The sequence below is a fragment of the Nocardia grenadensis NBRC 108939 genome (genome assembly GCF_001613445.1).
GTDB classification, from domain to species: domain Bacteria; phylum Actinomycetota; class Actinomycetes; order Mycobacteriales; family Mycobacteriaceae; genus Nocardia; species Nocardia grenadensis.
In genome coordinates this window covers 32,301-45,903 of sequence record NZ_BDCJ01000018.1, presented here as the reverse complement: position 1 = coordinate 45,903, position 13,603 = coordinate 32,301, and the positions used below count along the sequence as shown (strand labels likewise).

The 13,603-nt window shown below is 67.2% G+C and carries 15 protein-coding genes and 1 pseudogene; 10 read left to right on the top strand and 6 right to left on the bottom strand.

Annotated features, from left to right (window positions below; translation table 11 throughout):
* Nucleotides 1-34: 34 nt before the first annotated feature.
* The 4 genes from NGR01S_RS18995 (at nt 35) to NGR01S_RS18980 (ending at nt 2,692) form a co-directional block, all read left to right on the top strand.
* Complete coding sequence (locus NGR01S_RS18995; protein WP_157107334.1) at nt 35-574, top strand: DoxX family protein; 540 nt, start codon at nt 35-37, stop codon at nt 572-574.
* Nucleotides 575-609: 35 nt separating this feature from the next.
* On the top strand, nt 610-1,368 hold the full coding sequence (locus NGR01S_RS18990; protein ID WP_218020794.1) for an SDR family NAD(P)-dependent oxidoreductase: 759 nt from the start codon (nt 610-612) through the stop codon (nt 1,366-1,368).
* A gap of 10 nt (nt 1,369-1,378) precedes the next feature.
* Nucleotides 1,379-1,729 carry a MerR family transcriptional regulator gene (locus NGR01S_RS18985; protein ID WP_063038667.1) on the top strand — a complete coding sequence of 117 codons (351 nt, stop codon included), beginning with the start codon at nt 1,379-1,381 and terminating at the stop codon, nt 1,727-1,729.
* A gap of 495 nt (nt 1,730-2,224) precedes the next feature.
* The gene (locus NGR01S_RS18980) at nt 2,225-2,692 is read left to right on the top strand and encodes a hypothetical protein (RefSeq protein WP_157107333.1); all 468 of its coding nucleotides are present in this window, start codon (nt 2,225-2,227) and stop codon (nt 2,690-2,692) included.
* Nucleotides 2,693-2,911: 219 nt separating this feature from the next.
* Here the strand turns inward: NGR01S_RS18980 and NGR01S_RS18975 are convergent, their stop codons facing one another.
* The 3 genes and pseudogenes from NGR01S_RS18975 to NGR01S_RS32870 form a co-directional block, all read right to left on the bottom strand.
* Nucleotides 2,912-3,262, bottom strand: coding sequence for a hypothetical protein (locus NGR01S_RS18975; RefSeq protein WP_063038663.1), 351 nt, complete (start codon nt 3,260-3,262; stop codon nt 2,912-2,914).
* A gap of 27 nt (nt 3,263-3,289) precedes the next feature.
* A pseudogene (locus tag NGR01S_RS18970) lies at nt 3,290-4,541 on the bottom strand (IS256 family transposase).
* Between the two features lie 169 nt (nt 4,542-4,710).
* Nucleotides 4,711-4,845, bottom strand: a complete 135-nt coding sequence (locus NGR01S_RS32870) for a hypothetical protein (protein WP_281179771.1) — start codon at nt 4,843-4,845, stop codon at nt 4,711-4,713.
* A 265-nt stretch (nt 4,846-5,110) separates the two neighbouring features.
* Here NGR01S_RS32870 and NGR01S_RS18965 point away from each other — a divergent pair, with 265 nt between their 5' ends.
* A complete protein-coding gene (locus tag NGR01S_RS18965) occupies nt 5,111-5,890 on the top strand; it encodes a DJ-1/PfpI family protein (RefSeq protein WP_063038661.1) in 780 nt (259 codons plus the stop codon).
* A gap of 189 nt (nt 5,891-6,079) precedes the next feature.
* Entirely contained in the window at nt 6,080-6,370 is a 291-nt protein-coding gene (locus NGR01S_RS33225; RefSeq protein WP_169811933.1) for a recombinase family protein, read from the top strand.
* Here the strand turns inward: NGR01S_RS33225 and NGR01S_RS18960 are convergent.
* Nucleotides 6,354-6,608 (bottom strand): helix-turn-helix domain-containing protein, encoded by a 255-nt coding sequence (locus NGR01S_RS18960; protein WP_084481400.1) that lies wholly within the window; start codon nt 6,606-6,608, stop codon nt 6,354-6,356. The genes NGR01S_RS33225 and NGR01S_RS18960 overlap by 17 nt on opposite strands.
* A 352-nt stretch (nt 6,609-6,960) precedes the next feature.
* Here NGR01S_RS18960 and NGR01S_RS18955 point away from each other — a divergent pair, with 352 nt between their 5' ends.
* The 3 genes from NGR01S_RS18955 (at nt 6,961) to NGR01S_RS31055 (ending at nt 8,094) form a co-directional block, all read left to right on the top strand.
* Nucleotides 6,961-7,359, top strand: a complete 399-nt coding sequence (locus NGR01S_RS18955) for an oxygenase MpaB family protein (RefSeq protein ID WP_063038657.1) — start codon at nt 6,961-6,963, stop codon at nt 7,357-7,359.
* Nucleotides 7,347-7,574 carry an oxygenase MpaB family protein gene (locus tag NGR01S_RS18950; protein ID WP_063038655.1) on the top strand — a complete coding sequence of 76 codons (228 nt, stop codon included), beginning with the start codon at nt 7,347-7,349 and terminating at the stop codon, nt 7,572-7,574. The genes NGR01S_RS18955 and NGR01S_RS18950 overlap by 13 nt, the downstream gene beginning before the upstream one ends.
* 211 nt (nt 7,575-7,785) lie before the next feature.
* On the top strand, nt 7,786-8,094 hold the full coding sequence (locus NGR01S_RS31055) for a hypothetical protein (RefSeq protein WP_157107332.1): 309 nt from the start codon (nt 7,786-7,788) through the stop codon (nt 8,092-8,094).
* A gap of 34 nt (nt 8,095-8,128) precedes the next feature.
* Here NGR01S_RS31055 and cobG read toward each other — a convergent pair whose 3' ends face one another.
* On the bottom strand, nt 8,129-9,313 hold the full coding sequence (gene cobG / locus NGR01S_RS18940) for a precorrin-3B synthase (protein WP_063038651.1): 1,185 nt from the start codon (nt 9,311-9,313) through the stop codon (nt 8,129-8,131).
* Nucleotides 9,314-9,339: 26 nt separating this feature from the next.
* Nucleotides 9,340-9,741: a PaaI family thioesterase gene (locus NGR01S_RS18935; protein ID WP_063038649.1), complete on the bottom strand. Its 402-nt coding sequence runs from the start codon at nt 9,739-9,741 to the stop codon at nt 9,340-9,342.
* Between the two features lie 227 nt (nt 9,742-9,968).
* Here NGR01S_RS18935 and cobN point away from each other — a divergent pair, with 227 nt between their 5' ends.
* The gene (cobN, locus tag NGR01S_RS18930) at nt 9,969-13,601 is read left to right on the top strand and encodes a cobaltochelatase subunit CobN (RefSeq protein ID WP_063038647.1); all 3,633 of its coding nucleotides are present in this window, start codon (nt 9,969-9,971) and stop codon (nt 13,599-13,601) included.
* The last annotated feature ends 2 nt before the right edge of the window (nt 13,602-13,603 follow it).

Here is a 13,603-nt window from a genome sequence, read left to right as displayed (position 1 = left end):
TGTAGCAGATGGCGGGATCGGGAGGTGAGTACCGATGACGGAAACGCGACGGTGGTCGTGGCCGCAGATACTGGGCTCCGAGGGCCCAGCGGCGGCGACCTGCATCCGGGTGGCGGTGGGGTTCGTGTTCCTCAGTGAGGGGATCCAGAAGTTCCTTTACCCGCACACGCTGGGGCCGGGTCGTTTCGAGAAGATCGGAATACCGGCGGCGACGTTTTTCGCCGACTTCGACGGGGCCGTCGAGATCGCCTGCGGCGCCTTGATCGTCTTCGGCCTGCTGACCCGTGTGGCGGTGATCCCTCTGCTCGTCGACATCAGCGGGGCGATCGTGCTGACCAAACTGCCGCAGCTGCGACCCGGCGGGTTCGATGGGAAAGAGGGTTTCTGGGAAATGGCCCACGATGCCCGCACCGATTTCGCGATGCTGCTCGGGCTGATCTTCCTGCTGTGGGCCGGCCCCGGCCGCTGGTCACTGGACGCGGTGATAGCCCAGCGTGCTCGGTTCACTCGCGACGGGGATCGGCGAGGGCATGATGCGAGGTGTCCGCCGCGCGTTTCCCGTTCCGGGCCTTGACCTTGACGCCCGGGTCAAGGCTTAGCGTCTCGGGCATGGAAGAGACGAACACCCTGTACGGGCGAGCAGTGCTGATTACCGGAGGGGGCAGCGGGATCGGTCGGGCGACGGCCCTACAGTTCGCTGCCTCGGGCGCCGACGTCCTGATCGTCGGCCGGTCCGCCGGGCGGCTGGCGGAAACGGCCGACGAGCATCCCCGAATTCGGGCATTCGTGGCCGACGTCACCGAGTCGACCGCCGCCGCTGGTATCGTGACCGCCGGGTTGGAGGCCTTCGGACGCATTGATGTCTTGATCAACAATGCTGCGATCACCCGGCCGGCTCCTCTCGGGGCCATCGACCGGAGGGTCGCCGAGGAACAACTCGCCACGAATCTTCTCGCGCCGATCTTTCTCACCCAGCATGCTCTGCCGCATCTGCGGTCCGGTGCCACCATCGTCAACGTCACATCCAACCCGCCGTACTACGGATGGCCGAACAATTCGGTCTACGGATCCACGAAAGTAGCTCTCGACTTCCTCACCCACACGTGGGCTGTCGAACTCGCGCAGCGAGGCATTCGCGTTCTGTCGGTGGCACCGGGGATCACGGCGACACCGGTACTCGCCCACGCCGGTCTATCCGACGAGCAGATCGCTGCGGCGGGGGCGCAGCTTCGGGCCCGAATTCCACTGGGCCGCATCGCCGAGCCCAACGAGATCGCGTGGTGGATCGTGAACGCAACGCGCCCCGAAGCCGGCTACCTCACCGGCGCGGTCATCCGCGTCGACGGCGGACTGAGCGCGGCCGGGTGAAAATGTACTGATGCTGATCGGAGAACTGGCGAACGCGGCCGGCACCACCATTCGCGCACTGCGGTATTACGAACAGCAGGGCCTGCTCCATCCCCAGCGAGCACCCAACGGCTACCGGGAGTACGAGGAGACAACCATTGTCCACGTCGGCAAAATCAGGCTCCTACTCTCCCTCGGCCTCACCACCAACGACGTCCGGGCCTTCCTGCCCTGCCTGGATCAGGACCTCGCCGCCGCTACGCTTTGTCCCGCCAGCGCACAGGTCGTCGCCCGCAGGCTCAACGAGGTGGACGAGAAGATCGCCGCATTGAATGTCGTCCGCAACCGTCTCCTCGAAGCGATGCCCGCTCTCATGCAGTAGGCCGCGCGCTGACGCGGCAGACGATTCCAGCCTATCCTCAGCCCGGACGCGGAGCGATGCCCACTCCGGGCCCCGGACTCGAGCCCATCCCTGTGACTCGCAGTGTTGAGTGGCAATATTTTCGTAGTGTTGGGTGGCACCGATCGTGGGGACTGCTGCGGGTCTGGATGAGAGGTTGGGTGGGACGATGGATGCTGCAGCCCTGGAGGGTGATGTAATCGGCTGCACTCGACGGTTCTGCCCTTCCGTTGGCCGGTCAGTGGGCTGACCACGCCGTAGAGTTCGGTCGGGTAATCACCGAGCGCGGATCAGGCCTTCGGTCACGGTCGTCGAGATGAGGAGGCTTCGGTCAAAACAATTCGTGTCCATGATCGGCGGACCGGGGACGGGCGTGACACTGCCACTGCGCCGGGTTTTGTGGTCCTGACGGGGGCGGTCCTCGGTGTCGTGGTCCTTATGTGCGTCCACCTCGACTGGGCTCCGTTCGTCAGGAATATGACCGGTCCCGATCAGCTTCTTGCCCTGGTGGCCGGCGGGATTCTGCTGGGTGTTTGCTTGCTGGTGTGGGCGATCAAGTCGTTGCACCTGCTCGGCAGCGAGCGTCGGTGGCTCTGGAAGGTCGCCGCGGTGCCGCTGGTTGTGCTCGCGGGGCTGGTGGCCGGCATGGTCTTTCAGCCTGCGGGCTTCGATTCCGCACGTCCGGAAATGGAAAAGGTCGCGGTCGAGATGCTGCGCGAGGATAGGCCGCACACCCGTCGGGACCTGAATCTCGGCGGAGTCGATATCAGTCTGGTGCACCGCGCGCCCGATGGGCGCGTCTACTTCTACGACGCCGACGGGTTCGTGGGAACCACTGTCCAGGGTTGGGTCTTCTCGCCCGGCCCTGAGCCAGTAGGGAGCGGTGCGCGACAGTTCGAGAAGCTGTCCGGAGACTGGTATTCGTTCGACTTCACTATCGACTGACGCGCCTGGTGGCGGTCGACTCGGCGACAATGCGGGTCGGGTCAGGTGGTCGTCGTCATCGATAAGGTCACCTGGCTCACTCTCTTGCGACCGAGGAATCGGGACCACGCGACCGATCCAGTTGTACCGGCCTCATTCGCTCATTGTGCGTACGCTGCACGGCAGTCTGTCCCGCCAAGAGCAATTGTCAATACCTGTGGATGGCCGGCCGGTGGATGGCTATGCAGTTGCGCATAGTTTGTCGAGCCACCGGCTGCAGAGTTCGCGGGTGATCGGTTCGAAGAGTTCGGGTGTCGATATCTCGAATAGGAACTGGGTGAGCAGGTCCTCCTGTCCCGGCTCGATGTCGATGTCTTCGCACATGTGCAACTCTTCGGTCCACGCGGTGAGCTCACCGGGGAGTGCTTCCCCGGTGAGCACCTTGCGCAGGGCGGCCTGGGCACTCGCGCGGTCCAGCACTACTGCGGAAAACTCGTCCGCCGGGATCCTGCGGGCCGCTGCGATCAGGTCGTCGATCCGGCCGTTCCACCGGACGAGGTCGAGCAGGACTTGTTGGCTGTCTACTGCCATCGCGGATCTATCCTCTTCCTTCCACTGTCATGCCGCCCGTGCAGCGCGTTCGACGAGCTGACCGCCCTCGAAGCGGGCTCCTGCCCGGACGAGGGCGGCGAGGTGGGGTGCGGTGATCGCCCGCCAGCGGGCCTGGGCGGATTCCGCGAGCTTGAAGACCATCGCCAGGGCGGCGGCCGGGCTGCCCGCGCCACGGGTGACCTTGGTCCGCAGTTTCACCGTGGAGAAGGTCGATTCGATCGGATTTGTGGTGCGCAGGTGGATCCAGTGTTCGGCGGGGAAGTCGTAGAACGCCAGCAGTTCCTCGCTGTCGTCGGTGATCTTCTTGACGGCCTTGGGCCACTTCGCCCCGTAGGCCTTCGCGAAGTCCTTCACAGCCTTCTCGGCGTGAGTGCGGTCCTCGGCGTTGTAGATCTCCTGCAGAGCCTTCTTCGCTCCGCGCTGCGCGGACTTCGGCAACGCGTTCATGACATTACGGACCTTGTGCACCCAGCACCTCTGATGCCGGGCCTCGGGGAACACCTCCGCGAGGGCGTTCCACAGGCCCGTCGCGCCGTCACCGGCCACGAGCGCGGGGGCGCGCATGCCGCGCCGGGCGGCAGTCGCGCAGCAGGTCGGCCCAGGACTCGGTCGACTCCCGCAGTCCCTCGGCGAGCGCGATCAGGTCCTTGCGGCCATCCGCACGGACGCCCATGAGGACCAGGACGCAGGAGTGGGCCTGGCCGAGCCTGACCTTGGGGTGGACGCCATCGGCCCATACGTACACGTAGTCGGATCCCGACAGGTCGCGGGCCTGGAAGACAGTGTGATCGTCGGTCCACTGCTTGGTGAGCCGGTTCACGGTCGGCCCGGACAGCCCTGCCGCCGAGCCGAGGAACTGCTCCAGAGCGGGTACGAAGTCCCCGCCCGACAAGCCGTGCCGGTAGAGCAGCGGCAGCACCTCGGTGACCTTCGGGGACTTGCGGCACCACGGGGCCAGGATCTTGGAGGAGAACCGCTTGCGCTCCCCGGTGCCCTCGTCGACGCGCTTGTCGTTCACACGCGGCGCGCTGACCTCGATCTCTCCGGCGGCCGTGGTGACCCGCCGGGCACGGTGGCGGCCGTTGCGGACCACCAGCCGGCGCCCCTGCTCGTCCCGCTCGCCGACGAGCTCGGCTATGTACTGGTCGACTTCCGCCTCCAGAGCGGCTGCCAGCATCCGGCGGGCGCCCTCGCGGACGACGTCGTCCAGCAGCGATCCGGTCTCGGTGGTGCCGTCTTCGGTGACTACTCTGAGCACAGGCGTGCCTTCCCCGGCCCGCGCAGCAACGCGGGCCTACTCGGTGACCATCGATCGATCACTCGGGAAGGTACGCCCTTCGCGTTCAACCCGAGACCGATCCACAGGTCTTGAGCATTGCTCTCCCGCCAACGATGGCGGTCTCAAAGGGTGAGTGCATCACCGCTGTTCAGGTGTTCAGCATAGACCTCGGCCGGGCTGCGGTATCCGTGGATTCTGCGGGGCCGAGTTCGTAGGCGATGAATCGGCTGGTCCGCTCCACCAGCGTGGCGATCGCCGACGCGTGCCTTCTGCTGCGAGTCACGCCCAGGTCTGTGACTCGCAGCGGTAGGTGGCGCTGTTTTCGCGGCGTCAGGTGGCGCCGACGGAGAGGGGGTGGTGTTCGGCCGGATTCGCCATGGCCCGCGCCCAGTTGCGAGGGATCGAGCGCTGAGCACCACCACGAGAATCTCCTACATGCTGTAGTAGATTTGTGCCTGCGTTGCTGCAGTGAATTCTGTTGTAGCGCAGCACCGAGGGACGACTGTCGTGGGAAGGCAGAGATGTTTGCTGGTCGCCGAGATTTCCTGATGAGTGCCACCGCGGTTTTGACCGGCGTGCCGTGGCTGCGTGGGCAGCCGGGCTCGGGCGATACCTCGGCCCACATTCGGCCGGTCGATGAACCTCTGCTCGACGGAAATGAGCAGATTGCCATGCTGCTCTACCCTCAGTGCACAGCGCTGGACTTCGTCGGTCCCCAATATGCGTTCGGATGCCTGACAGGGGCAACCGTGCACCAGATCGCCGCCACCATGGATCCCATAGTCACCGATACCGGAGTGACCCTCATGCCGACGGCAACCTTCGATCAATGCCCTCGTGATGTCGATGTGTTGTTCGTACCTGGCGGAACGAATGGAACGCTGGCCGCGATGCGCGACGACAACGTCGTTCGATTCGTTGCGGATCACGGCGCAAGAGCAAGATGGGTCACCAGTGTCTGCACCGGTTCGCTGCTGCTTGGCGTGGCGGGGTTGTTGCACGGTTACCGGGCCACATCGCACTGGGCCGCGCGCGATCTACTCGCCGAAGCCGGCGCGATATCAATCGACTCGCGTGTCGTCGTCGACCGCAATCGGGTCACCGGCGCCGGCGTAAGCGGCGGACTGGACCTCAGCTACGTCATCCTGTCGCTGCTGCGCGACCAGCGCTACGCGGAAACGGTGCAACTGATGGCCGAATACGCACCGCGGCCACCGTTCGATGCGGGCTCTCCCGATACCGCCCCGCCGACGACGAGAACCATGGTGGAGGGAATGTTCACAGAATTCCGCACAGAAGTGAAGGACACATTGCGTGCCACACGTTGAGGATATCTGCCTCGGGCAAATTGACGGTCGGAGGTGTCCGCCATTCGACGCTCACGGTCAAGTCGACGATCATTCGTGAGACACTCCGGGGTCCACGGGTCTCCGCAGGTGGAGTTTGTCATCGTGCCGTGTCCGCATCTATGTCAACCTGTCGGGGGTTTGCGATACGTTGCCGATCGTGAGAATCGGATGTGTATCCGCCACCGAACAGAACCCCCCAAGCTCGGCATGACGCGCTCGCCGCCTGGCTGCGAGCAGATCCTTCTCGACAAGGTTTCCGGGAAGCTCGCCGCCCGACCAGAGTTGGACAAGGCGTTGCTGGTGGCGAATCGGCCCGGAGATCAGTTGGTCGTCACCGAGCTCAACCGGCTCGGCCGGCCGCCCGCCATGAGGACCGACGGTGACCGGTCGCGATGCCGGGGACCCGGGGGGAATTCACCGGTCCGCAGGTGTGCCGGTGTGGTCAACCTTTCTCGGTGAGTTTGGCGTTTATTTCGCGGGCTTCGGCGAGTTGGTCCTCGAGGATGATGATCCGGCATGCCGCGTCCAAGGGGGTGCCGGAGTCCATGAGTTCGCGGGCGCGGGCGGCGATGCGCAGCTGGTAGCGGGAATAGCGGCGATGCCCGCCGGCGGAGCGTTGCGGGGTGATCAGTCCTGCGTCGTCGAGGGTGCGCAGGAACGCTTGAGTGGTGCCGAGCATGTCCGCGGCTCGGCCCATGGTGTAGGCGGGGTAGTCGTCATCGTCGAACTTCTCGTTCGCGGTGGGGGGTTCGGAAATCGTACGGCCTCCAGACGCCGTAGTACCCCGGCGCCGACGGCGCCGGGGTACCGAAAGGGGGAATTACTTCGTCTTCCGACATGTAACCGAGACGTCGGCGATCACCCGAATCGCATATCTTCACGGGTGACCCGACGGGCAACGCCTCCTTTCTCTTCAAGGTGTTACTTCATCTTCTTTCCGTGCAACTTCGCTTGCTTCCCGGCGGGCGGTAGGACCGTTGTACATCCTGGTCCCCTGGCCGCGCCCGCCGTTTCCGCCATCACGGGCAGTTCATCATCTCCCGTGCCGTATGGATACTTCCTTCACTTCCAACGAGTCAGAAGTTACCCCATATCCTGCCGAATGTCTACAGTCGTCACTGAAGAATTTCTGCCACGCGCTCAACCCCGAGGTCTACTGGTGGACCCACGCGACCTTCGTCGAACTCACCATCGCCCTCAATGAGCATTTCGGGACCCCGCTCACTACTGCGGAAAAGGATCAGTTGATCGCCGAGGGCGTCACCTGGTGGCGCATGTACCGACTGTCCGACCGGGTGCTGGTGGCGGACTACGCCGAGTTCGAGGAGTACTGGCACCGCACCATCGACGAGGTGTTCGAGGCCAATGCCACCACTGATTTCGCGCTCCGCTCGGCAGCACCCGGATTCCGGCGCTGCCCGGTATCCCGGAACCGGTGTGGTCGGTGATCTGGCGGCCGGTGATGGCGTTCAATGTCTGGCTGGCCAATGGTCTCATGCCCGAACGTGCCCGCGAGATCCTGGAGCTGCGCTGGACGGCCGTGGGCCAGAAGCTGTTCGGGGTGTTCACGGCGGTGGTGCGTACGGTCTGGCCGCTGCTGCCCGACCGGCTGCGGTACGCCCCTCGTGCCTACGCGGGTGTCCGGCGCGTCCGGGCCGGTTGATCTATGGTTTGCGACACAAAAGCGGAGCCGGCCGAACAGCGTACCGCACGTCACAGTGGGCCGATTTGCGTTGCGGGCCTGCTGTTCCCGGCTCCGAGCCGCTGACCGGCGCATACGTGACCTGGGACACCCCCGCGTCATCGCGGGATAAATTCCCCATTGCTGGGAAGTTTTCGAAAATCCGCCGGTCCCACGTCGATACGATTTTCGCATGCTCACAGTTCAGGAGCCGCAAGGCAGGTCGTCGTTCGTCACCGGGAATACGAGTCGGTCGAATGGGTGTCCGGCAGCCGCGGGGCGTCCCGAGCGCCGTGCCGCCGAACCCGTCGTGCAGTGGCCGGAGGAAGTGTCGGTGCGCGAGGAAACCGAGCAGTTGCGCAAACCGTCGGCCGCGCTGGCGGTCGCGGCGGTGATGGGGCTGTTGATCGTCGTACTCCTGGTGGCCAGCCACGGCAAACAGGACGACGGAGATCGTCGCTCGCGGCCGATCGAAAAGCCCTCGACGTCGCAGCAGCAGTAGGGCAGTTCGCCGGGCGGCGCCGCGGCACGGCGGTTCAGATGCGCGGCGGCGTCACCCGGTAGCCTTCGGGACCGGCGGTAACCTCGGTGGCCGCCGCGGCGGGCCGACCGCAGCGGCGCTCGCATCCCGACCAGTGCTGCCGCCCGGCCGTGGTGATCTCGGCGGCCGGGAGCGGCGTACTCGAGCCGTCGGCGTCGGAGCTATCCGTCCGGCCCGATTCGACCGCGGCCGCGGCGTCGGCCCGGACGTCGGTATGCGATTTCGCGCACCCGGGCGCTCCGGCGCAGGCGGTGACCCGCAGCCACGGTGAATCGGCATCGAAGACGAGACCCATCGGCGCCAGCACCCGGACGACCTGTTCGGCGGGCCATTCCTCCAGATCGGTGACGATCAGGCTGCGCCACGGAGTCAGCAGGATCGGGCGTTCGACCGCGGCGAGGAATTCGGCGGTGCGGGCGGGCAAGGAGCCAAGCCGGACCCCCGCGCCCAGCGCGACGAGACCGTCGCGCTGGGGCAGCCAGCCGATCGGCGGATCCCCGGGGCCGGTGTATTCCAGCCGTTCGGGCCCGGGTTCGAGCCCCAGCAGTGCGGCCAGCCGCGTGGCGCCGTCGGCGACCTCGTGCAGGCGCCACTGCCCGTCGGCGAGTGCCAGGAAACCGTGCGCGGCCGCCAGCAGCACCTCGGGCGCTTCGGCGGTGGTCACGCGGATACCGCTGTCCCGCCCGGCGAGCAGGAGGGCGGACCGGTCACGGTCGAGTACGTGCAGTCCGATATCCGGGCCGAGCGGGCTCACATCCCCCCGGCCGTCGTCGAGGGTGAACAGGACCCGGCCCGGGAGTTCGGCCAGCCGGGGCGAGCCGAGCAGCCCCGCGTCGAGTGCGGCGACCAGCGGCCGGATATCGGGGTGGTCACCGACCCGTCCGGACAGGGGCGAGGCGATGATATTGCGGACCCGCTCGTGGGTGCGGCTCGGCAGCAGCCCGGCACCGGCCAGCCATTCGGTGAGCGCGTCGGCATCGCGGATCCTGCGCAACTGCACATTGCCGCGCGAGGTCAGTTCGATATGCCCGTCGCCGAGCTCGGCGGCGGCCGCGGCGAGGGTCTGCAACTGCTCCGGCGCGAGCGCCCCGCCCGGCACCCGGACCCGGGCCAGCGGGCCGTCGGCGGCCTCGTGCAGGCGCAGGACACCGGGGCAGGAATCGGGATCGGTACGTGCCATGATCCGACCAGTTTACGGAGGCCGTACTAGAGCACCGCCTGGGTCTGGGTCACCTTCCCCACCAGCTTGCCCGCGTCGTCGCGGACCTCGGTCTCGACCACGATGAACGACCGCCCGGTGTGCAGCGGCCGCGACGATGCCTCCGCATGACCCGACCGCACCGCCCGCAGGAAGTTCGTCTTCGATTCGACGGTGGTGGTCGCCTGGGCGCCTTCGGGCAGATTGAGGAACGCGCAGACCGCCGCGGTCGAATCCGCCAGCGTCATCAGCACGCCGCCGTGCAGCGCGCCGCCCAGCGTGCACAGTGTCTCGTCCCAGGCGATGCGGCTGCGCACCAACCCAGGACCGTGTTCGAGCACCTCCACGCCCAGGCGTTCGGTGAAGGGCATGGACTGGTGGAACAGTTGCGTACCCGCGTCGTCGGTCATGGCAGGAAGCCAACCCGGGACGCGAGGCGTCGGCAAGTACAGGTTGTCCGGAGGCCGCGCGCCGGTGTGGTGACCGACGGTTCCGGCGGTCGCGGTAGCATCCGGGGGCTCGACGGGTGACGAGGAAACCGGTGGAACTCCGGTGCGGTCGCGCCACTGACACAGCCAGACCCTCTCCGGCGAGCACACAACCCCCACGGGCGCGTCACCCCAGGAAGGTCATCGCTGTGATTCTGCTGCTGTCCACCTCCGATACCGATCTGCTGAGCGCGCGTGCCAGCGGCGCCGAGTACCGGTGGGCCAATCCGGCCCGGTTGCTGGTGGAGGATCTGCCCGGCCTGCTCGCGGACGCCGATCTGGTGATCGTGCGGGTCCTCGGCGGCAAGCGGGCCTGGGAGGACGGCCTGACCGCGGTGCGGGCGAGCGGGGTGCCGGTGGTCGCGGTCGGCGGCGAGATGGCCCCCGACGCCGAACTGATGGAGTGTTCGACCGTACCGGTCGGCGTGGCTTCCGACGCGCACAACTATCTGGCGGCCGGTGGCCCGCAGAATCTGCGCCGGCTGCACAATTTCCTCTCCGATACCGTCCTGCTCACCGGGCACGGGTTCGAACCGCCGATGCAGTTGCCCGCCTGGGGCCGGCTCGAACGCGCCGCGCGGCATCCCGAACCGGTGGCCGGGAAGCCGACGGTCGGCGTCGTCTACTACCGGGCCCAGCACCTGGCCGGGAACACCGGCTATATCGACGCGCTGTGCGCTGCGATCGAGGATGCCGGCGCGGTACCGCTGCCCGTCTACTGCGCCTCCCTGCGTACCGCCGAACCCGACCTGCTCGCCACCCTCCGGCAGGCCGACGCATTGGTGGTCACCGTGCTGGCGGCCGGCGGCAGCAAACCGGCGCTGGCCACGGCGGGCGGCGACGACGAGGCATGGGATATCGGCGCGCTGGCCGAACTGGATATCCCGATCCTGCAGGGCCTTTGCCTGACCAGTGGCCGCGCGCAGTGGGAGGCCAACGACGACGGGCTGTCCCCGCTGGACGTGGCGACCCAGGTCGCGGTCCCGGAGTTCGACGGCCGGATCGTCACGGTGCCGTTCTCGTTCAAGGAGTTCGACGAGGACGGACTGTCCACCTACGTGCCCGACGCCGAACGTGCCGCCCGGGTCGCCGGGATCGCGGTGCGGCACGCGCGGTTGCGGTATATCCCCGCCGACCGCAAACGCCTGGCGCTCATGCTGTCGGCCTACCCGACCAAACACGCTCGCATCGGCAATGCCGTCGGACTCGATACGCCCGCCAGCGCTATCGCCCTGCTCACCGAATTGCGGGCCGCCGGATACGATCTCGGCGCCCCGGGTGAGGTCCCGGGCCTGGAGGAACGCGACGGCGACGCGCTGATGCACGCGCTGATCGCCGCCGGCGGACAGGATCCCGATTGGCTCACCGCCGAACAACTCGAGGGCAACCCGGTAAGGATCGGCGCCGAGGTCTACACCGCCTGGTTCGACACGCTGCCCGAGGAGCTTCGCGCCGCGGTCGTCGAGGCGTGGGGGCCGCCCCCGGGCGAGCTCTACGTGGACCGTTCCGCCGACCCGCGCGGCGAAATCGTCATCGCCGCACTGCGTTTCGGCAATGTGGTGCTCATGGTGCAGCCGCCGCGTGGTTTCGGCGAGAACCCGGTCGCCATCTACCACGACCCGGATCTCCCGCCGAGCCACCACTACCTCGCCGCGTACCGGTGGCTTTCCACCGATGCCGCGGCCGGGGGTTTCGGCGCGGACGCGATGGTGCATCTGGGTAAGCACGGCAATCTGGAATGGCTGCCCGGAAAGACCCTGGGCATGTCCGCGGCGTGTGGTACCGATGCCGCCTTGGGGGATCTGCCGTTGATCTACCCGTTCCTGGTGAACGATCCGGGGGAGGGCACCCAGGCCAAACGCCGCGCCCACGCCACCCTGGTGGATCATCTGATCCCGCCGATGGCGCGCGCCGAAAGTTATGGCGATATCTCCCGCCTCGAACAGTTGCTCGACGAGCACGCGAACATCTCCGCGCTGGACCCGGCCAAACTGCCCGCTATCCGGCAGCAGATCTGGACGCTCATGCGCGCCGCGAAGATGGACCACGATCTGGGGCTGGCCGAACGCCCGGACGAGGAATCCTTCGACGATATGCTGCTGCACGTCGACGGCTGGCTGTGCGAGATCAAGGATGTCCAGATCCGCGACGGCCTGCACATTCTCGGCCGCGCCCCGGCCGGTGCCGGCGAGGTCGACCTGGTCCTGGCCATGCTGCGGGCCCGGCAGTTGTGGGGCGGGGAGATGTCGGTGCCGGGGCTGCGGGAAGCGCTGGGGCTCAGCGAATCCGGTGGGGAGGCGCGGGAACGGGTCGATACGGTGGAGGCCCGCGCCCGCGAACTGATCGTCGCGCTGCAGGCCGCCGGGTGGGCGCCGGAGGCCGTGGACCGGCTCGTCGACGAGCACGCGGACGAACTGTTCGAAACGGCCGGCGGCGATCGCGCGGCGGTCGCCGCGGTGCTGCGTTTCGCCGCGACCGAGGTGGTGCCGCGGCTGCGGGGGACCGGAGTCGAGATCGACCGCGTCCTGCATGCGCTGAACGGTGGTTTCATCCCCGCCGGCCCGAGCGGTTCGCCGCTGCGCGGCCTGATCAATGTGCTGCCGACCGGCCGTAACTTCTACTCCGTGGACCCCAAGGCCGTCCCGTCGCGGCTGGCCTGGGAAACCGGGCAGGCCATGGCCGAATCACTGCTCGAACGCTATCGGGCCGACCACGGCGAGTACCCGCGCTCGGTGGGCCTGTCGGTCTGGGGCACCTCGGCCATGCGCACTTCCGGCGACGATATCGCCGAGGTACTCGCCCTGCTCGGGGTGCGCCCGGTCTGGGACGAGGCCAGCCGCCGGGTCACCACCCTCGAGGTGATCGAGCCCGTGGAACTGGGCCGGCCGCGTGTGGACGTGACGGTACGGATCAGCGGATTCTTCCGCGACGCCTTCCCGCATGTCCTGGCGCTGCTCGACGACGCGGTCCGGCTCGTGGCCGATCTCGACGAGCCCGCGGAGACCAACTACGTCCGCGCCCACGCCCGCGCCGATCTCGCCGAACACGGTGACGAGCGCCGGGCCACCACCCGGATCTTCGGGTCGAAACCGGGCACCTACGGCGCGGGCCTGCTCCAGCTGATCGATTCCAAGAGCTGGCGCACCGACGACGATCTCGCGCAGGTCTACACCATCTGGGGCGGCTACGCCTACGGGCGCGACCTCGACGGCGCCCCGGCGGCCGACGATATGCGTACCGCGTACCGCCGGATCGCGGTGGCCGCGAAGAACACCGATACCCGTGAGCACGATATCGCCGACTCCGACGACTACTTCCAGTACCACGGCGGGATGGTCGCCACGGTGCGCGCCCTGACGGGTAAAAACCCGGAGGCCTATATCGGCGACAGCACCCGCCCGGACGCGGTCCGCACCCGCACGCTGTCGGAGGAGACCACCCGCGTCTTCCGGGCCCGGGTGGTCAATCCGCGCTGGCTCGAGGCCATGCGCCGGCACGGGTACAAAGGTGCCTTCGAGATGGCGGCCACCGTGGACTACCTGTTCGGCTACGACGCGACCACCGATGTGATCGCCGATTGGATGTACGAGAAACTTTCCGAGAGCTATGTGTTCGACGAGACGAACCGCAAGTTCATGGAGCAGTCCAATCCGTGGGCATTGCACGGTATCGCCGAACGTCTACTCGAGGCGGCCGAACGCGGAATGTGGGCGAGCCCCGAGCGGGAGACGCTCGACCGGTTGCGCCAGGTGTATCTGGAGACCGAGGGCGAACTCGAATAGCC

What these genes read in the sequence shown, in the direction of transcription:
- NGR01S_RS18935 (WP_063038649.1), bottom strand. Translation starts at nt 9,741, where the DNA reads ATGACCGACGACGCGGGTACGCAACTGTTCCACCAGTCCATGCCCTTC.
- NGR01S_RS18985 (WP_063038667.1), top strand. Translation starts at nt 1,379, where the DNA reads ATGCTGATCGGAGAACTGGCGAACGCGGCCGGCACCACCATTCGCGCA.
- NGR01S_RS18990 (WP_218020794.1), top strand. Translation starts at nt 610, where the DNA reads ATGGAAGAGACGAACACCCTGTACGGGCGAGCAGTGCTGATTACCGGA.
- NGR01S_RS18965 (WP_063038661.1), top strand. Translation starts at nt 5,111, where the DNA reads ATGAGTGCCACCGCGGTTTTGACCGGCGTGCCGTGGCTGCGTGGGCAG.
- NGR01S_RS18955 (WP_063038657.1), top strand. Translation starts at nt 6,961, where the DNA reads ATGGATACTTCCTTCACTTCCAACGAGTCAGAAGTTACCCCATATCCT.
- NGR01S_RS33225 (WP_169811933.1), top strand. Translation starts at nt 6,080, where the DNA reads ATGTGTATCCGCCACCGAACAGAACCCCCCAAGCTCGGCATGACGCGC.
- NGR01S_RS18960 (WP_084481400.1), bottom strand. Translation starts at nt 6,608, where the DNA reads ATGGGCCGAGCCGCGGACATGCTCGGCACCACTCAAGCGTTCCTGCGC.
- NGR01S_RS18980 (WP_157107333.1), top strand. Translation starts at nt 2,225, where the DNA reads ATGACCGGTCCCGATCAGCTTCTTGCCCTGGTGGCCGGCGGGATTCTG.
- NGR01S_RS31055 (WP_157107332.1), top strand. Translation starts at nt 7,786, where the DNA reads ATGCTCACAGTTCAGGAGCCGCAAGGCAGGTCGTCGTTCGTCACCGGG.
- NGR01S_RS18995 (WP_157107334.1), top strand. Translation starts at nt 35, where the DNA reads ATGACGGAAACGCGACGGTGGTCGTGGCCGCAGATACTGGGCTCCGAG.
- cobG (WP_063038651.1), bottom strand. Translation starts at nt 9,313, where the DNA reads ATGGCACGTACCGATCCCGATTCCTGCCCCGGTGTCCTGCGCCTGCAC.
- NGR01S_RS18975 (WP_063038663.1), bottom strand. Translation starts at nt 3,262, where the DNA reads ATGGCAGTAGACAGCCAACAAGTCCTGCTCGACCTCGTCCGGTGGAAC.